Annotated in this window: 11 protein-coding genes; 6 read left to right on the plus strand and 5 right to left on the minus strand. The window is 72.9% G+C overall.

What is annotated here, in order from left to right:
* On the plus strand, positions 1 to 2,292 hold the full coding sequence (gene glgX / locus AC6F7H_RS06180; RefSeq protein ID WP_500755731.1) for a glycogen debranching protein GlgX: 2,292 nt from the start codon (positions 1 to 3) through the stop codon (positions 2,290 to 2,292).
* A 41-nt stretch (positions 2,293 to 2,333) separates the two neighbouring features.
* Here the strand turns inward: glgX and AC6F7H_RS06185 are convergent, their stop codons facing one another.
* From AC6F7H_RS06185 to AC6F7H_RS06200, 4 genes are all read right to left on the minus strand, one after another.
* The gene (locus tag AC6F7H_RS06185) at positions 2,334 to 2,996 is read right to left on the minus strand and encodes a response regulator (RefSeq protein ID WP_500755733.1); all 663 of its coding nucleotides are present in this window, start codon (positions 2,994 to 2,996) and stop codon (positions 2,334 to 2,336) included.
* Positions 2,989 to 4,257: a sensor histidine kinase gene (locus AC6F7H_RS06190; RefSeq protein WP_500761678.1), complete on the minus strand. Its 1,269-nt coding sequence runs from the start codon at positions 4,255 to 4,257 to the stop codon at positions 2,989 to 2,991. The genes AC6F7H_RS06185 and AC6F7H_RS06190 overlap by 8 nt, the downstream gene beginning before the upstream one ends.
* Before the next feature lie 172 nt (positions 4,258 to 4,429).
* A complete protein-coding gene (locus AC6F7H_RS06195; protein ID WP_500755735.1) occupies positions 4,430 to 5,191 on the minus strand; it encodes an ABC transporter permease in 762 nt (253 codons plus the stop codon).
* On the minus strand, positions 5,188 to 6,147 hold the full coding sequence (locus tag AC6F7H_RS06200; protein ID WP_500755736.1) for an ABC transporter ATP-binding protein: 960 nt from the start codon (positions 6,145 to 6,147) through the stop codon (positions 5,188 to 5,190). Before AC6F7H_RS06200 ends, AC6F7H_RS06195 begins: the two co-directional genes overlap by 4 nt.
* 205 nt (positions 6,148 to 6,352) lie before the next feature.
* Between AC6F7H_RS06200 and AC6F7H_RS06205 the strand changes: the two genes are divergently transcribed.
* The 4 genes from AC6F7H_RS06205 to AC6F7H_RS06220 all read left to right on the plus strand — a co-directional run bounded on the left by AC6F7H_RS06205 (position 6,353) and on the right by AC6F7H_RS06220 (position 12,756).
* On the plus strand, positions 6,353 to 8,185 hold the full coding sequence (locus AC6F7H_RS06205) for an ABC transporter ATP-binding protein (RefSeq protein WP_500755737.1): 1,833 nt from the start codon (positions 6,353 to 6,355) through the stop codon (positions 8,183 to 8,185).
* On the plus strand, positions 8,182 to 10,044 hold the full coding sequence (locus tag AC6F7H_RS06210; RefSeq protein ID WP_500755738.1) for an ABC transporter ATP-binding protein: 1,863 nt from the start codon (positions 8,182 to 8,184) through the stop codon (positions 10,042 to 10,044). The genes AC6F7H_RS06205 and AC6F7H_RS06210 overlap by 4 nt, the downstream gene beginning before the upstream one ends.
* A gap of 366 nt (positions 10,045 to 10,410) precedes the next feature.
* A complete protein-coding gene (locus tag AC6F7H_RS06215) occupies positions 10,411 to 12,099 on the plus strand; it encodes a M4 family metallopeptidase (protein ID WP_500755739.1) in 1,689 nt (562 codons plus the stop codon).
* 135 nt (positions 12,100 to 12,234) lie between these two features.
* Positions 12,235 to 12,756, plus strand: coding sequence for a DUF1990 domain-containing protein (locus AC6F7H_RS06220; protein ID WP_500755741.1), 522 nt, complete (start codon positions 12,235 to 12,237; stop codon positions 12,754 to 12,756).
* A 42-nt stretch (positions 12,757 to 12,798) separates the two neighbouring features.
* Here AC6F7H_RS06220 and AC6F7H_RS06225 read toward each other — a convergent pair whose 3' ends face one another.
* Positions 12,799 to 15,468, minus strand: coding sequence for a glycosyltransferase family 1 protein (locus tag AC6F7H_RS06225; protein ID WP_500755742.1), 2,670 nt, complete (start codon positions 15,466 to 15,468; stop codon positions 12,799 to 12,801).
* Positions 15,469 to 15,776: 308 nt separating this feature from the next.
* Between AC6F7H_RS06225 and AC6F7H_RS06230 the strand changes: the two genes are divergently transcribed.
* Complete coding sequence (locus AC6F7H_RS06230) at positions 15,777 to 17,030, plus strand: S8 family peptidase (RefSeq protein ID WP_500755743.1); 1,254 nt, start codon at positions 15,777 to 15,779, stop codon at positions 17,028 to 17,030.
* Positions 17,031 to 17,258: the final 228 nt, after the last annotated feature.

The raw sequence follows: 17,258 nt of genomic DNA on the forward strand, positions 1-17,258 counted from the left end.
GTGTCCAGCGCAGCCGAGCAGGAGGCGGTGGCCGGGGAACGGGCCACCGGCGACGGGCGCCCGGCCGTCGCCGTGAACGGCGTGCGGGCGGCGCCACCGCCGCCGGCGACCGTGCCCGTGCGGCCCGGCCCGCCGACACCGCTGGGCGCCCGCTTCCGGGTCGGCCCGGACGGGGCGGCGGGGACCGACTTCGCCCTGTGGGCGGGCGGCGCGGAGGGGGTCGAGGTGTGCCTGTTCGACGAGGGCGGCGGGGAGGTCCGGGCCCGGCTCACCGAGCTGACGGACGGCGTCTGGCACGGCTTCGTACCCGGCGTCCTGCCCGGCCGGCGCTACGGCTACCGGGTGCACGGCCGCTGGGATCCGTGGACCGGCGCCCGCTGGAACCCGGCGAAGCTGCTGCTCGACCCGTACGCACGCGCGGTGGACGGCGACTACGCCACGCACGGGCTGCCGCCCGAGGTGTACGGGCACGTCCGGGACTGGCCGGAGCAGCGCGTCGCGGACACCGTGCGCGACGACCGGGACTCCGCCCCGTACGTGCCGAAGGCCGTCGTCGTCCACGAACCCGACAACGGCACAGCCGACACCGACGGCACCGGCGACGCGGCGGCCGACCACCGGCCCCGCACCCCGTGGGCGGACACGGTCCTCTACGAACTGCATGTCAAGGGGTTCACCCGACGCCACCCCGGCGTCCCCGAGGAGCTGCGCGGCACCTATGCGGGGCTCGCGCACCCCGCGGCGATCGAGCACCTGGTGAAGCTGGGCGTGACGGCCGTGGAGCTGCTGCCGGTGCATCAGTTCGCGCACGAGGACCATCTGCTGCGGCGCGGGCTGCGCAACCACTGGGGGTACAACTCCATCGGCTACTTCGCCCCGCACGCCGGCTACGCGGCCTCCGGGACGGCCGGGCAGCAGGTCGGCGAGTTCAAGCGGATGGTGCGCGCCCTGCACGAGGCGGGCATCGAGGTCGTCCTCGACGTGGTCTACAACCACACCGCCGAGTCGAACGAACTGGGCCCCACACTGTCCCTGAAGGGCGTCGACAACCGCGGCCACTACCGGCTCCAGGCCGACGCCCGCCGGTACGCCGACTACACCGGCTGCGGGAACACCCTGGACGTCGGCCGGCCGCACGTACTGCGCCTGATCATGGATTCGCTGCGCTACTGGGTGACCGAGATGGGCGTCGACGGCTTCCGCTTCGACCTGGCGGCGGCGCTGGCCCGCTCCGCGCACGACGTCGACATGGACTCCCCGTTCCTCGCGGTGATCGCCCAGGACCCGGTGCTGCGCGGGGTGAAACTGATCGCCGAGCCGTGGGACGTGGGTCCCGGGGGCTACCAGGTGGGGGCGTTCCCTCCGCTGTGGTCGGAGTGGAACGACCGGTACCGCGACGCCGTGCGGGACTTCTGGCGGCCCGCGGCGGCGGACCTGAGGGAGATCGGCTACCGGCTCTCCGGTTCGAGCGACCTCTACGACTGGGGCGGGCGGCGCCCGTACGCCTCGGTCAACCACGTCACCGCGCACGACGGGTTCACGCTGCGCGACCTCGTGTCGTACGACCGCAAGCACAACGAGGCCAACGGCGAGGGCAACCGGGACGGCACCGACGACAACCGTTCCTGGAACTGCGGCACCGAGGGCGAGACCGACGACCCGGACGTCCTGGCGCTGCGGCGGCGGCAGCTGCGCAACCTGCTGACCACGCTGCTGCTGTCGACGGGCGTGCCGATGCTGGTCGCCGGCGACGAGATGGGGCGTACCCAGCGCGGCAACAACAACGCCTACTGCCAGGACAACGAGACCGGCTGGGTGGACTGGGAGCTGCTGGCGGAACCGGGGTGGAAGGCCCTGTTCGACCTCACGTCCCGGCTGATCGCCCTGCGCCGCCGCCATCCGGTGCTGCGCCGCCGGGCGTTCTTCTCCGGGCGGGCGCACTCCTCCGACGGCCTGCGCGACCTGGCCTGGTTCACCGCGCGGGGCACGGAGATGACCGAGGAGGACTGGTACGCGCCCGCCGCCACGCTCGGCATGTACCTCTCCGGGCGGGACATCCCGGATCTCGACGAGCACGGGGAGCCGATACGCGACGACAGCTTCCTCGCCGTGCTGCACGCCGGTGACGCACCGGTGGACGTCCTGCTGCCGGGGCCGCCGTGGGCGCGGCGCTACGAGGTGGTCCTGGACACCGGCCGGGAGGATCAGGCGGACGCGCCGGGCACGGTCCACCCGGCGGACACGACGGTCACGGTGCCGGGACGGACGGTTCTGCTGCTGCGGGTGCGGTGAGCGGACCGGCAGGCCGCGGAGAGGGGTCCAAAGCGGCTCGGTCAGCCGAGGATGCCGCGGTCGTAGGCGGCCGCCACGGCCGCGGCGCGGTCCTTGACGCCCAGTTTGGCGTACAGGTGGGTGAGGTGGGTCTTCACGGTCGCCTCGCTGATGAAGAGTTCGCGGGCGATCTCACGGTTGGAGGTGCCCCGGGCGACCAGGCCGAGGACCTCGCGCTCCCGCGCGGACAGCGGTTCGCCGCCGGACGAGCGGGGGGAGCGGACCGCGGAGACCAGCCGGGAGGCCACCGCCGGGGAGAGGACCGTACGTCCCTCGGCCGCCGCCCGCACGGCCGTGAACAGTTCCTCGCGCGGCGCGTCCTTCAGCAGATAGCCGGTCGCGCCCGCCTCGATCGCGGGCAGGGTGTCGGAGTCGGTGTCGTAGGTGGTCAGGACGAGCACCTTGGCCCGCGCTCCCCGGCGGGACAGTTCCCGGATGGCGTCCACGCCCGAACCGCCCGGCATGCGCAGGTCCATGAGCACGACGTCCGGGTCCAGGGCGGCGGCCCGTTCCAGCGCCTCGACGCCGTTCGCCGCCTCGCCGAGGACGCGGAAGCCGGGCGCGGACTCGAACATGCCGCGCAGGCCGTCCCGTACGACGGGGTGGTCGTCGACGATCAGTACGGAGACGGCCTGGGGGGCGGTCATGGCCGGGGTGTCAGTCATGGCGGACCAACGGTACGCGAGCCGACACCGCCGTCCCGTGGCCGGGCTCGGACTCCACGGTGAGGGAGCCCGCGATGCGCTCCGCGCGGGCGCGCATCCCGTCGAGGCCGAAGCCGCCGCTGCCGGTGCGGGCGGGGCGCACCCGCGGGTCGAAGCCGCGGCCGTCGTCGCGGATGTCGAGGGTGACCTCGTCGCCGATGTAGGAGAGCGTGACGCCGACCCGGGTGGCGCGGGCGTGCCGGGAGGCGTTGGACAGGGCCTCCTGGGCTATCCGCAGCAGGGTGGCGGCGACCTCCTCGTGGAGGGGCTCGGCGGTGCCGGTGACCGTGCAGTCGGCGCGGGCTCCGGTGCGTTCGCCCCATTCCGCGACCGTCTTCTCCAGGGCCCGCGGCAGCCCGTCCCGGTCGAGGGCGACCGGGGCGAGGTCGTGCACGGAGCGGCGGGCCTCGCCAAGGCTCTCGCGGGCCAGGTCGGTGGCCCGCACCACGTGGACGCGCGCCAGGTCGGGGTCGCGGGTGTTCGCGACGACCTGGAGCTGGGCGATGATGCCGGTCAGGCCCTGGGCGAGGGTGTCGTGGATCTCGGCGGCCAGTCGCCTGCGTTCGTCGGCGACCCCCGCCTCCCGTGCCTGGACGAGGAGTTGGGTGTGCAGGGCGGCGTTCTCGTCGAGGGCCTGCTGCAACGCGGCGTTGGTGCGCTCCAGTTCGGCGATGGTGGCGGCCTGCGCGCGGGTGCGCTCCTCCTCCAGTTCGCCGAAGTGGGCGAACAGGGTCACCAGCAGGACGTTGACCAGGAGGACCGCCCCGAAGAACACCCAGTCCAGTCTCCCGCGCGGCGGCAGCACGCCGGACTGTGAGCCCGCCATGGTCACCGCGGTGGTGAGCAGGCCCCACCGGACCAGACGTCCCGGGAGCTGGCGCCCGACGCCGAAGTAGCCGATGACCGCGTAGAAGGCGAACAGCGGGTTCAGCCAGGTGAGCGCGAACCCGATGCCCCAGCGGACGACGTAGTAGCAGGCGCTCTCCGTGGACGGTCCGGGGCGTCGGCGCTCCGCGCTGCCCCAGGCCAGTTGCAGGGCGGTGGCCATGACGACCAGCACACCGCTCGCCCACCGCTCACCGCCGGTCATGCCGACCTCGTCGGCGACCGACACCGAGAGCAGGGTGCCGGCCGCGAGCAGCACGTACGGCCCCCAGCGGTGGAACACCGCCCAGCGCTGCTCGACCACCGCCCCGTCCGGCACGGCGCCCTTTCCGGTCACCCGCGCGGACGCCCGGGGTTTGATCCCCCACGCGGACGCCCCACCCCCCGACCGGCGCCCGCCTGTCCCCGCCCCGTCCGACATGACTCCATTCTCGGTGTGCTCGGTGTGCTCGGTGTGCTCGGTGTGCTCGGTGTGCTCGGTGTGCTCGGTCACCCGCTCGGTCACCCGCTCACTCCCAGCGGAACCAGCGTGCGGCGGCGGCCGTCAGCAGCAGGGTCCAGGCCGCCAGGACGGCCAGGTGGGTCCAGCCGGGCCAGGCGCCGGCGGCGGCCTGGTTCAGTGCCTCGGCGGCGGCGCCGAACGGGGTCCAGCCGACGATGTCGGCGAGCAGGTCCGGCATGGCCTGCACCGGCAGCCACACCCCCGCGCAGAACATCGCCGGGAACAGCGCGGCGGAGCCCACCGCGCCCGCGATCTTCGTCGTGCGGGACAGCGCGGAGAGCACGGCGCCCAGGGCGAGGGCGACGAGCACGGCGAGGAGCAGCGCGAGGAGATAGCCGAGGGGCTGGCGGGGCAGCCGCACGCCGAAGGCGAGCCGGCCGACGGCGAGCGAGAGCAGCGCCGAGAGCAGGGCGGCCCCGCCGTACACCAGCATCTGCGCGCCGAGCAGGGCCGTGGCCCGTACCGGGGTGGTGGCCATCCGGCGCAGGATGCCCTGTTCGCGGTAGCCGGTGAGGGTCTGCGGCATGCCCTGCAGGCCGCCGACGAGCAGGCCGAGCAGCACGGCGACCGGGACGTACGCGTCCACCGGGCGCAGCCCGCCGAAGGACGGGTCGGCCTCGCGGAAGGACGGGATGGAGCCGAGGATCGCCAGCAGGAGGGTGGGGAAGAGCAGGACCCAGAAGATCCCGCCGGGCTCACGGCGGAAGAGGCGGATCTCGCTGCGCAGGACGGCTGCGTTGAGGACAGGGGTGAGGACGGAAGTGGTCACGCCCGGACCTCCTCGGTGGCGGCGTGCTCGGGCGTGGTGTCGTGCTCGGGCGTGGCGTCGGTACGCCCGGTCAGGTCCAGGAACGCGTCGTCCAGGGTGGCGTCGGTGACCCGGAGCTGGTGGGCGGTGACCCGGGTGCGGGCGAGGAGGGTGATGACGGCGTTGACGGTCTCGTCCGTGCCGGACAGGGTGACGCGGCCGCCTTGGTGCTCGATCGAGGCGAGGCCGGGCAGGCCGTTCAGGTCGTGCTCGTCCAGGGGCACGGAGGGCGTGAAGCTGATGACGGTGGCGCCCGCCGAGCGGCGGATCAGCCCGGCCGGGGTGTCCAGGGCGGCCACCCTGCCCTTGTCGATCACCGCGATCCGGTCGCAGAGGCGCTGGGCCTCCTCCATGAAGTGGGTGACGAGCAGGACGGTGACTCCGTTCGCGCGGATGTCCTCGATGAGCTGCCAGGTGTCGCGGCGGGCCCGGGGGTCCAGTCCGGTGGTGAGTTCGTCGAGGACGACGATCCGGGGGTCGCCGATGAGGGCGAGCGCGATGGACAGGCGTTGCTGCTGCCCGCCGGAGAGCTTGCCGAAGCGGCTGTTCAGGTGGGGGGTCAGGCCGAGGCGTTCGGCCAGGGGCCGCCAGTCGGCGGGTCGCGGATGGAAGGCTGCGTACAGCTCCAGGGCCTCGCGGACGGTGATCTTGGCCTGGAGCCGGCTCTGCTGGAGTTGGGCGCCGAGGACCTGGGCGACCTGCCCGTGGTCGGCGACCGGGTCGAGGCCGGTGACGCGGACGCGGCCCGCGTCGGGGACGCGCAGGCCCTCGACGCATTCCACGGTGGTCGTCTTGCCGGCGCCGTTGGGGCCGAGGACGCCGAAGATCTCGCCCTCCTCGACCGTGAAGGACACGCCGTCCACGGCGGGCCGGCCCCCGTAGGACTTGCGCAGATCGGTGACTTCGATGACGGGCATGGCACCAAGCGTCCCGGTGGGCGGGGTTCCCGTACATCGGCCGTCACGCTCGAGACGCATCGACCGATCGGCTGATGGGGTGGTACGACTCCCCCGGTCTCCCCGTGCAGGCGGCCGGAGCCGCAGGTCGTAGGCCCGAAGACCGAGTCCGGTCCGGCCAAAACTCGGTGGGCAGTGTCAGTTGCGTTCCGTAGGCTCACTGCTGATGGCCACGACACCCCCACCCGCGCCCCCGCCTCTCGAAACGCCCGAAGCGCCCGAAGCGCGGTCCACGGTCCGTACGTTGCTGCGCCTGTGGCCGTACGTGCGGCCCGTGCGGGCGCGGCTGTTCACCGCCGCCTTCATCGCGATCCTCGCCTCGTGCATCGGCCTGGTCATCCCGCTGGTCCTGAAGTGGATGGTGGACGGTCCGATCGCCGACCGGGACCCTGCGGGTGTGTGGCTCGGCGCGCTGTACCTGCTGCTGCTCGGGCTCGCGGAGGCCCTGCTGTTCGGGTTCCGGCGGTGGCTGGTGGCGCGCCCGCTGTCGGGGGTCGAGGCGGGGATGCGGGCGGACCTGTACCGGCGTCTGCAGCGGCTGCCGGTGGCGTTCCACGACCGGTGGCCGTCGGGGCAGTTGCTGTCCCGGGGGACCACGGACCTGATGCTGCTGCGCATGTTCCTGGCCTTCCCGCTGACGTTCCTTCTGGTCAACGGGGTGACGATCCTTGTCGGTGTGATCATCATGCTGGTCCAGGACTGGGCTCTGGGACTGGTGTTCCTGATTCCGGCCGTGCCGGTGATGGTCATCTGCGTGGCCTTCGAGAAGCGGTACTCCAAGGCGTCCCGGCTCGCCCAGGACCAGGTCGGCGACCTGACGACGGTCGTCGAGGAGAGCGTGCTCGGCATCCGCGTCATCAAGGGGTTCGGACGGCACCGCAGCCAGGCGCGGGCGTTCAGGGAGCTGTCGGAGGAGCTGCGCGGGACGGAGCTGCACAAGGCCCGGCTGCTGGCCTCCATCATGAGCGTCATCGTGACGCTCCCGGAGCTGGCCATCGGCACGACACTGGTGCTGGGGACCATGCGGGTGGCCGACGGGGACCTGTCCGCGGGCACCCTGGTGGCGTTCCTGTCGACGGCCCTGGCACTGCGCTGGCCCGTGGACTCGATCGGCTTCCTGCTGGCGATGAGCCAGGAGGCGGCGACCGCGACCGAGCGGTACTTCGAGGTGATGGACGCCGAGGAGGAGTCCCCGGGCCCCGACGGCGCACGGACATCGGTCACCCCCGAGGGCGGCGGCGACGGCGGGCTGCGCTTCCACGACGTCACCTTCCGCTACCCCGACGCCCCCTCCGGCTCCCCGCCCGTCCTCGACCGTGTCGACCTGCACATCCGGCCCGGTGAGTCGATGGCCCTGGTCGGCGCGACCGGCAGCGGCAAGACCACGCTCACCGCCCTGGTCCCGCGGCTGCACGAGGCGACCTCGGGGCGGATCACCCTGGACGGCACGGACATCACCGCGCTCTCCCGCGAGGAGCTGCGCAGCAGGGTCTCCGTCGCCTTCGAGGAGCCCACCCTGTTCTCGGCCGCGGTCGGGGAGAACGTGCTGATGGGCGCGGGGCCCGGGGCCGGGAAGGCCGAGCTGGAGCGGGCGCTGGGCGTGGCGCAGGCCGACTTCGTGGACGCGCTGCCCCAGGGCACCGACACCCAGGTCGGCGAGCAGGGGCTCAGTCTCTCCGGCGGGCAGCGGCAGCGTCTCGCGCTGGCCCGCGCGGTGGTCGGGCAGCCCGAGTTCCTGGTGCTGGACGATCCGCTGTCCGCGCTCGACGTGCACACGGAGGCCGCGGTCGAGGCCGCCCTGCGCCGGGTGCTCGCCGACACCACCGCGCTGATCGTGGCGCACCGCCCGTCCACGGTGCTGCTGGCCGACCGCGTCGCCCTGCTCTCCGGCGGCCGGATCACGGCGGTCGGCACCCACCACGAACTGCTGCGCACCCACCCCGAGTACGCCCACCTCATGGCCGGCGACCCGGCGGGGGAACAGGAGAACCAGCGATGACGGCGGCCCCCACCGCGCCCGCGCGGGACGAGGACGGCAAGAACGGCGAGCCACGCACCCCGCAGGCCGGCGACCCCTTCGACCAGGACGTACTGCCCACTCCCCCGGGCGCCACCGGCGTCCTGCTGCGCTCCCTGCTGGCCCCGATGCGGGGCAGGGTCGCCCTCACCGCGCTCCTGCTGCTGCTCCAGCAGACGGCGGTGCAGGCGGGTCCACTGCTGGTGGCGTACGCGATCGACCGGGGCGTGCCCGCGTTCAGGGCCGCCGACCACGGGCCGCTGATCGCGGTCGCGGTGGGCTGTCTGCTGTGCGCGGCGTCGGGCGGCGTGCTGCAGTACGCGTTCATCGCCACCGCCGCCCGGGTCAGCCAGGACGTGCTGCTGGATCTGCGCGGCCGGATCTTCCGGCACGCGCAGGCGCTCAGCGTCGACTTCCACGAGCGCTACACCTCGGGCCGGCTCATCTCCCGCTCCACCACGGACGTCGAGTCGCTGCGGGAACTGCTGGAGGAGGGCCTGCAGGAGCTGGTCACGGTCATCGTGTCCTGCGTCTACGTCTCGGTGCTGCTGCTCTGGCTGGACCTCGGGCTCGGCGCGATGGCGGCGGCGTCCTTCGTCCCGCTGTACGCACTCGTACGGTCGTACCGGCGGCGCGTCACGGAGGTGTACCGGCAGCGGTCGACGGCGATCGCCGCGGTGATCGTGAAGTTCGTCGAGACGATGAACGGCATCCGCCCGGTGCGCGCCTTCCGCCGCGAGGCCGCCAACGACGCCGACTTCCGCGCGCTGAACCGGCGGCACGAGCGGACCAACGGGGACGCCCTGCTGGAGATGGCCCGCTATGTCGTCGGTTCCCGGGTGGTCGCCAACACGACGGTCGCGCTGATCGTGCTGTGGGGTGCCTACCGGGTCGCGGACGGGACGCTCGCGCTCGGCGTGCTGGCGGCGGCGGTGCTGTACCTGCGGCGGCTGTACGACCCGATCGACCGGCTGGGCATGTTCCTCAACGCGTACCAGTCGGCGGCCGCCTCGCTGGAGAAGATCTCCGGGCTCCTGGCACAGGTCCCGTCCGTCCCGGAGCCCGCGGCCCCCCGGGAGCTTCCGGAGGCGCCGTCGCGGCACCCGGGGCGCGAGGTCGTCTTCGACTCGGTCCGTTTCGCGTACCGCACCGGCGGCGAGGTGCTGCCCCGCTTCGACCTCACCCTCCCGGCCGGGCAGACCGTCGCCGTCGTCGGCTCGACCGGTGCGGGCAAGTCGACGCTGGCCAAACTGCTCGCCCGCTTCTACGACCCCACCGACGGCCGGGTCCTGCTGGACGGCGTCGACCTGCGCGATCTCGCGGGGCCCGCACTGCGGCGCGAGGTGGTCATGGTGACGCAGGAGGCGTTCCTGTTCTCCGGCACGGTCGCCGAGAACATCGCCATCGGACGTCCGGACGCCACCCGTGCGGAGATCGAGCGGGCCGCGAAGGGGATCGGCGCGCACGACTTCATCGCCGCCCTGCCCGACGGCTACGACACCGACGTACGCAAGCGCGGCGGCCGCATCTCGGCCGGCCAGCGCCAACTCGTCGCCTTCGCCCGGGCCTTGCTCGCCGACCCGGCCGTACTGATCCTGGACGAGGCGACCAGCTCCCTGGACATCCCCGGCGAGCGGGCGGTGCAGCGGGCGATGGCGACGGTCCTGCAGGGGCGTACGGCGGTGGTGATCGCCCACCGCCTGTCCACCGTGGAGATCGCGGACCGCGTCCTGGTGATGGAACACGGCCGCATCGTGGAGGACGGCGCCCCGGCCGAACTCATCGCGGGCACCGGCCGCTTCGCGGACCTCCACCGCGCCTGGCGGGACAGCCTGGCGTAGCGGGAGCGCAGACGTACGCGAAGAAGACGTACGTGAAGAAGCGGGCAGGCGTGGAACCGCTGCCGTCGTCGGCAGCACCGGCGCCACACCGGCGAAACGCTCCGTTTATCGAACCTGAACTCTCGGACAACGGACTGTTTCCGGCCAATGTTATGACGCGCTCCTGACAAGGAGTGCGGTCTCCTGCGACTCTTCCCACGGCCGCCGCGCGACAACCCCACAGCGCCACCGAACCGTCGTGCCCCGGCCACCGCTCCAGCACAGCAGCACGTGGTACCGCGTACCGCCCTGTTCTGCCCGGCCGGCTCACCAGTCGGCCGGTCTCCCCTGGCCGCACAACCCGCGGCCGCGCAGAAGGAGTCAGTGTTGAGAAGCAGGTCTTCCCACGGACGCACCCCCCACACCGCACGCCGCCGCACCGCCGCCGTCGCCCTCGCCGGGGTCGCCGCCCTGGTCGCCACGGCCGTGCAGTCCGGCAGCGCCACCGCCGCCCCGGACGACACCCCGTCGGCCTCGAGCCGGGCGAACCCGGGCGCCGAGTCGGTCCGGCTCACCCCCGCCCAGCGCGCCGAGCTGATCCGCGAGGCGAACGCCACCAAGGCGGACACCGCAGCGGACCTCGGACTGGGCGAGAAGGAGCAGCTCGTCGTCCGTGACGTCCTCAAGGACCGCGACGGCACCGTCCACGTCCGCTACGAGCGCACCTACGACGGCCTGCCCGTCCTCGGCGGCGACCTGGTCGTCCAGGGCGAACGGGCCGGCACGGCCGAGTCCGTGGTCAAGGCCACCCGGGCCTCGGTGAAGCCCGCCACCACCAAGGCCGCGGTGCCCGCCGCCAAGGCGGAGCAGCAGGCCCTCGGCGCCGCGAAGGCCGAGAACGCCAAGAGCCCCGACGTCGAGGGCGCCCCGCGCAAGGTCGTCTGGGCCGCGGACGGTACCCCGACCCTCGCGTACGAGACCGTCGTCGGCGGGCTCCAGCACGACGGCACCCCGCAGGAACTGCACGTCGTCACCGACGCCACCACGGGCGAGAAGCTGTACGAGTGGCAGGCCGTCCACACCGGCACCGGCCACACCGTCTACAGCGGCACCGTCGACCTGACCACCACCCGGTCCGGGTCGTCGTACAACCTCACCGACGGGGCGCGCGGCAACCACAGGACGTACAACCTGAACCGCGGCACCTCCGGCACCGGCACGCTGTTCTCCGGCTCCGACGACGTCTGGGGCAACGGCAGCCCGTCCAACGCGGAGTCGGCCGCCGCCGACGCCCACTACGGGGCCGCGCTGACCTGGGACTACTACAAGAACGTGCACGGCCGCAACGGCATCCGCGGGAACGGCGTGGGCGCCTACTCCCGAGTGCACTACGGCAACAACTACGTCAACGCCTTCTGGTCGGACAGCTGCTTCTGCATGACCTACGGCGACGGATCGGGCAACGTCAACCCGCTGACCTCGATCGACGTGGCGGCCCACGAGATGACCCACGGTCTCACCTCGAACACCGCCGGCCTGCGCTACAGCGGGGAGTCCGGCGGCCTCAACGAGGCGACCAGCGACATCTTCGGCGCGACGGTGGAGTTCTACGCCGGCAACTCCTCGGACGTCGGTGACTACCTCATAGGCGAGGAGATCAACATCCGCGGCGACGGCACCCCGCTGCGCTACATGGACAGGCCGAGCAAGGACGGCTCGTCCAAGGACTCCTGGTACTCCGGGCTCGGCTCGATCGACGTGCACTACTCCTCGGGCCCCGCCAACCACTTCTTCTACCTGCTGAGCGAGGGCAGCGGCGCCAAGACCGTCAACGGCGTCAGCTACAACTCGCCCACCTCGGACGGGCTGCCGGTCACCGGCATCGGCCGTGCCAAGGCGGAGAAGATCTGGTTCCGCGCGCTGACCACCAAGTTCACCTCGACCACCAACTACGCCGGTGCCCGCACCGGCACCCTGGCGGCGACCGGTGAGCTGTACGGCACGAGCAGCGCCGAGTACAAGGCGGTGCAGAACGCCTGGGCCGCCGTCAACGTCGGCGCCCGCGCCAGTGGCTGAGGGCGCAGGGCCAGGCGGCCGGTAGGCCACGGGCCCGCCGTACGCGGCACGGGGGCGCCCGCACCGGAGGATCGGACTCCGGTGCGGGCGCCCCCGTGCCACCGGGTGTGCGGGGCCGCCCTACCCTTGGGTCCCATGTCTTCGGCGGACTTCACCTACGACCACGTCGGCGCGACCCGTGAGCCGGGTTTCTGCCCTCCCGGTTTCCATCCCCTGCACGTGCGCACCCGCCTCGGCGAGGGCGAGGCGGTCTTCCGCCAGGGTGCGGAGGCGGTGCTCAGCTGGGAGCTGCACCGGGCCCTGGGCGTCGGCATCGACACCACCGCCGACCGCGCGGCGCCCGGTGTCGACGTCACCGTCACGCTCGCCGGGGTGGTCAGGGCGCCGTGCCGGGTGGTCTGGACGCTGGAGGAACCCCGCAGGGCCGGCTGGGCGTACGGCACCCTGCCCGGTCACCCGGAGTGCGGCGAGGAGGCCTTCGTCGTGCACCGCACCGGTGACGGAACGGTGTGGCTGACCGTCTCCGCGTTCAGCAAGGCGGCCAGCTGGTACGCCCGGGCCGCCGGTCCGGCGGCACGCGGAATGCAGCACGCCTACGCCCGCCGCTGCGGCACGGTGCTGCGGCGCCTGGCCACGAAGGGCCTCGAGGAGTTCTGAGGCCCTTCGCGTCACCCGACGTCCGTCCGCCGGACCGGCGGCCTACCGCATCAGCAGCCCCGCCGCCCCCAGGACGTCCTCCGAGGGGGCCGCGACCAGACCCATCTCCGTGCCGTGCGCCAGCAGCGGATGGCTGGGCAGGATACGTACCGTGTAGCCGAAGGGCCCGGTGCGGTCCAGGCAGAGCGGACCCTCGTACACCCAGCGGCCCTCCAGGTCGGCGGCCCCCACCGGTTTCAGCGGGACGGGCGTCGCGCCGGTGATGCGGTCCTCCTCGTCCACCCGCCCGGAGACCGCCTGGACCTCGACGTCGTCCGGATCGAGGTCGCCGAGGCCGACGCGCACCCGCAGCACGAGGGTGGTGCCGAGTTCCGCGGTGGCCGTCGTCGTCCCGGACGTCTCGACGTGGTCGACGCTCACGCCGTGCCAGGCGGCGCGCACCCGGGTCTTCCACCGGGCGAGGTCGCGCGCACGGTCGGGCCCCATCGCCCGGTGGGCGCGCGCGGCGGGCGCGTACAGGCGCTCGACGTACTCGCGGACCATGCGGCCGGCCAGCACCTTCGGGCCGAGCAGGCTCAGGGTGTGCCGGACCATCTCCAGCCACCGGTCGGGCAGCCCGCTCTCACCGCGCTCGTAGAAGCGCGGCGTGATCCGCTGCTCCAGCAGGTCGTACAGCGCGGCGGCCTCCAGGGCGTCGCGCCGGTCCGGGTCGTCCCCCGCCGCCGAGAGCGTGGGGGCTCCCCCGCCCGCCCCGTCCGCGGTGGGGACGGCCCAGCCGAAGTCGGGCTGGAACCATTCGTCCCACCAGCCGTCCAGCACCGAGAGGTTGAGGCAGCCGTTGAGGGCGGCCTTCATACCGCTGGTCCCGCACGCCTCCAGCGGCCGCAGCGGGTTGTTCAGCCAGATGTCGCAGCCCGGGTAGAGCTTCTGCGCCATCGCCATGCCGTAGTCGGGCAGGAAGACGATCCGGTGCCGCACCCGCGGGTCGTCGGCGAACCGGACCAGTTCCTGGATGAGCCGCTTGCCGCTCTCGTCCGCCGGGTGCGCCTTGCCCGCGACCACGATCTGCACCGGCCGCTCGGGGTGCAGCAGCAGGTCCGTCAGCCGGTCCCGGTCCTGCAGCATCAGCGTCAGCCGCTTGTACGAGGGGACCCGCCGGGCGAAGCCGATGGTCAGTACGTCCGGGTCGAGCACCCGGTCGATCCAGCCGAGCTCCGCCGTCCCCGCGCCGCGCTGCCGCCACGAGGCGCGCAGCCGCTCCCGCACCTCCGTCACCAGCAGCGAGCGCAGGGACCGGCGCAGCTCCCAGATGTCCTCGTCGGGGATGTCCCCGACCGAGTCCCAGCGGTCCGAGCCGCCGACGGCCAGCGCCTCCTCGGCGCGCTCGGCGCCGATCTGCCGGGCGCCGAGCCGGAGCACCTCGGGGGCGACCCAGGTCGGCGCGTGCACCCCGTTGGTCACGGAGGTGATGGGCACCTCTTCGGGGTCGAATCCGGGCCAGAGCCCGGCGAACATCTCGCGGCTGACCCTGCCGTGCAGCAGGGAGACACCGTTGGCGCGCTGGGCCAGACGCAGGCCCATGACGGCCATGTTGAAGAGGTTGTGCTCGCCGCCGGGGTACGTCTCCATGCCGAGCCGGAGGACGCGGTCGACCTCGATGCCCGGCAGTTCGGCGTCGGGGCCGAAGTGGCGGGCGACCAGTTCGCGGTCGAAACGGTCGATGCCGGCCGGTACGGGGGTGTGCGTGGTGAACACGGTCCCCGCCCGGACCGTCTCCAACGCGGGGCCGAACTCCATTCCGTCGGTGCGCAGTTCGGCGATGCGTTCCAGGCCGAGGAAACCGGCGTGGCCCTCGTTGGTGTGGAACACCTCGGGCGGTGCGTGACCGGTCAGCCTGCAGTACGCGCGGACCGCCCTGACCCCTCCTATGCCGAGCAGCATCTCCTGGAGCAGGCGGTGCTCGCTGCCGCCGCCGTAGAGCCGGTCGGTGACACCGCGTTCGCCGAGGTCGTTCTCCTCGACGTCGGAGTCCAGCAGGAGCAGCGGGACCCTGCCCACCTGGGCCAGCCAGATCCGGGCGCGCAGCGAGCGGCCGCCGGGCAGCGCGAGGATCACCAGGGCGGGGGTGCCGTCGGGCTCCTTGAGTTGGGCGAGGGGCAGCTCGTGGGGGTCGAGGACGGGGTAGTGCTCCTGCTGCCAGCCGTCCCGGGACAGCGACTGGCGGAAGTAGCCGTGCCGGTAGAGCAGACCGACGCCGATCAGCGGGACGCCGAGGTCGCTGGCGGCCTTGAGGTGGTCGCCGGCGAGGATGCCGAGCCCGCCGGAGTACTGCGGAAGAGCGGCCGTGATGCCGAACTCCGGGGAGAAGTAGGCGATGGCGGCGGGCAGTCGGTCACCCTGCGACCGGGAGCCGGACTGGCCCTGGTACCAGCGGTCGCCGGTCATGTACGTGTGCAGGTCGTCCGCGACGGCGTCGAGACGGTCCAGGAACGGGCGGTCCCCGGCCAGTTCCATGAGCCGGTCGGGCGGCACACTGCCCAGCAGCCGTACGGGGTCCCGGCCACAGGCGGCCCAGCGTTCGGGGTCGACGGAGCGGAACAGGTCGCCGGTCGGCGTGTGCCAGGACCAGCGCAGGTTCCGGGCCAGTTCGCTCAGGGGCCGGAGGGGTTCGGGGAGAACGGGTCGGACGGTGAATCGACGGATCGCCTTCAAGTTCCACCTCGGCGCGAGTCGCGGTGCGGAAGGACGGCTGTGTGCGTCCGGTCGTCGCGCACGACAGTACCGGCGGGAACGCCCTCCACGGTGGAAGCCGGGCGACCCGGCCCCGCCGTACCCCGACCCAAACGATTCGCCTCATGGCGGATATGGCCGATTCCCCACCCGCAGGCGTCCTTGTGGCACTTCGTTCCGCACGAGACGCTGCCACGGTGGCGTACGGCGTCGCGGGCCTGGGTGCACCCCGGCCCGCGACGCCGTACGCCGATTCGCCGTAGGCGGAGTCAAGGAGGGGAACTCGGACCATGGCACGGACGCGAACGCGGCGTCTGCGCCGGGCGGGGGTCATGGCGGCGGTCCTGTGTACCGCGACGGTCTCGGCCGCGACCCTGCCCGCGCACGCCGCACCTGAGGGGCGGATATCCGGCGCCGGGGCACCCGGCTCCGTGACCGGCAGCTACCTGGTGACACTGGAGAAGGGGACCGCGGCACGCTCGGCGATCGGCAGGGATCTCGTGCAGCGCTACGGGGCGAGAATCAGCCATACCTACGGCACCGTGCTCAACGGCTACGCCGTCCGGGCCGACGCGAGAGAGGCCGCGCGGCTCGCGGCCGACCCCCGGGTCACCTCGGTCACCCAGGACACCCGGGTGACACCGGCCTGGACGCCGGAGAAGCCGCAAAAGCCGAAAAAGCCGCAGAAGACACTGAACAACACGCAGCAGAACCCGCCGTCCTGGGGACTGGACCGCGTGGACCAGCGGAACCTGCCGATGGACGAGCGGTACACCACGCCGGCCACGGCGGGCGCGGGGGTGACGGTCTACGTCATCGACACCGGCGTACGAACGTCGCACCGCGACTTCGGCGGCCGGGCCCGGCACGGCTGGGACTTCGTCCAGAACGACCGGACCGCCCAGGACGGCAACGGCCACGGCACCCATGTGGCCGGCATCATCGCGGGGAAGACCCACGGCGTCGCGAAGCGGGCCAGGATCGTCTCCGTCCGTGTGCTCGACGACAACGGCTCGGGCACCACGGCCCAGGTGATCGCGGGCATCGACTGGGTGACCCGGAACGCGGTCAGGCCCGCGGTCGCCAATCTCAGCCTCGGCGGCTTTCACAACGCCCAACTGAACTCCGCCGTACGGAAGTCCATCGCGTCCGGCGTCAGCTACACGGTTGCCGCGGGAAACGAGGGAACAGCGGCGGCCCTGTACTCACCCGCGGGTGTGAAGCAGGCGATCACGGTGGGCGCGACCGACCGGCAGGACAAGAAACCGGCCTTTTCCAACCACGGCTCAGCCCTCGATCTGTTCGCCCCGGGGGTGTCCGTCACCTCGGCGTCGGCCGCGAGCGACACCGGGCAAGTCACCGCCTCGGGTACGTCGATGGCGTCCCCGCACGCGGCGGGCGCGGCGGCGCTGTACCTCGCCGAGCATCGGCGGGCCGCCCCGGCGCAGGTGGCGAACGCACTGGTCAGGGGGGCGACGAGTGGGAAGGTGAGCGGCCGCGGGCTCGGCTCGCCGAACCGGCTGCTCCGGACGCCGACGCGGTAGTGCGCACCTGCCGGACCCTCGCGCCACGACCACCCGGGCACCGGCGGGGAAGCCGGCGAGGAGCCGGGAGCGGGCCTCTCGAGGACCGGCTCCGTCCCGCACGGACGGGGCCGGTCTTGTATGTCGACATACGCGCGGGTAGTTAACAAAGCGCCGGATTGCCCACCCGAACAGTGTGGGAAGGCTCCTGCGGTACACCCCTCAGGAACCCCACGCAGCATCAAGCAG

It is taken from the genome of Streptomyces sp. MMS24-W38, assembly GCF_059889265.1.

Coding starts and splice junctions, on each gene's coding strand:
- AC6F7H_RS06210 (WP_500755738.1), top strand. CDS start 8,182: ATGACGGCGGCCCCCACCGCGCCCGCGCGGGACGAGGACGGCAAGAAC.
- AC6F7H_RS06220 (WP_500755741.1), top strand. CDS start 12,235: ATGTCTTCGGCGGACTTCACCTACGACCACGTCGGCGCGACCCGTGAG.
- AC6F7H_RS06230 (WP_500755743.1), top strand. CDS start 15,777: ATGGCACGGACGCGAACGCGGCGTCTGCGCCGGGCGGGGGTCATGGCG.
- AC6F7H_RS06200 (WP_500755736.1), bottom strand. CDS start 6,147: ATGCCCGTCATCGAAGTCACCGATCTGCGCAAGTCCTACGGGGGCCGG.
- AC6F7H_RS06205 (WP_500755737.1), top strand. CDS start 6,353: ATGGCCACGACACCCCCACCCGCGCCCCCGCCTCTCGAAACGCCCGAA.
- AC6F7H_RS06185 (WP_500755733.1), bottom strand. CDS start 2,996: ATGACTGACACCCCGGCCATGACCGCCCCCCAGGCCGTCTCCGTACTG.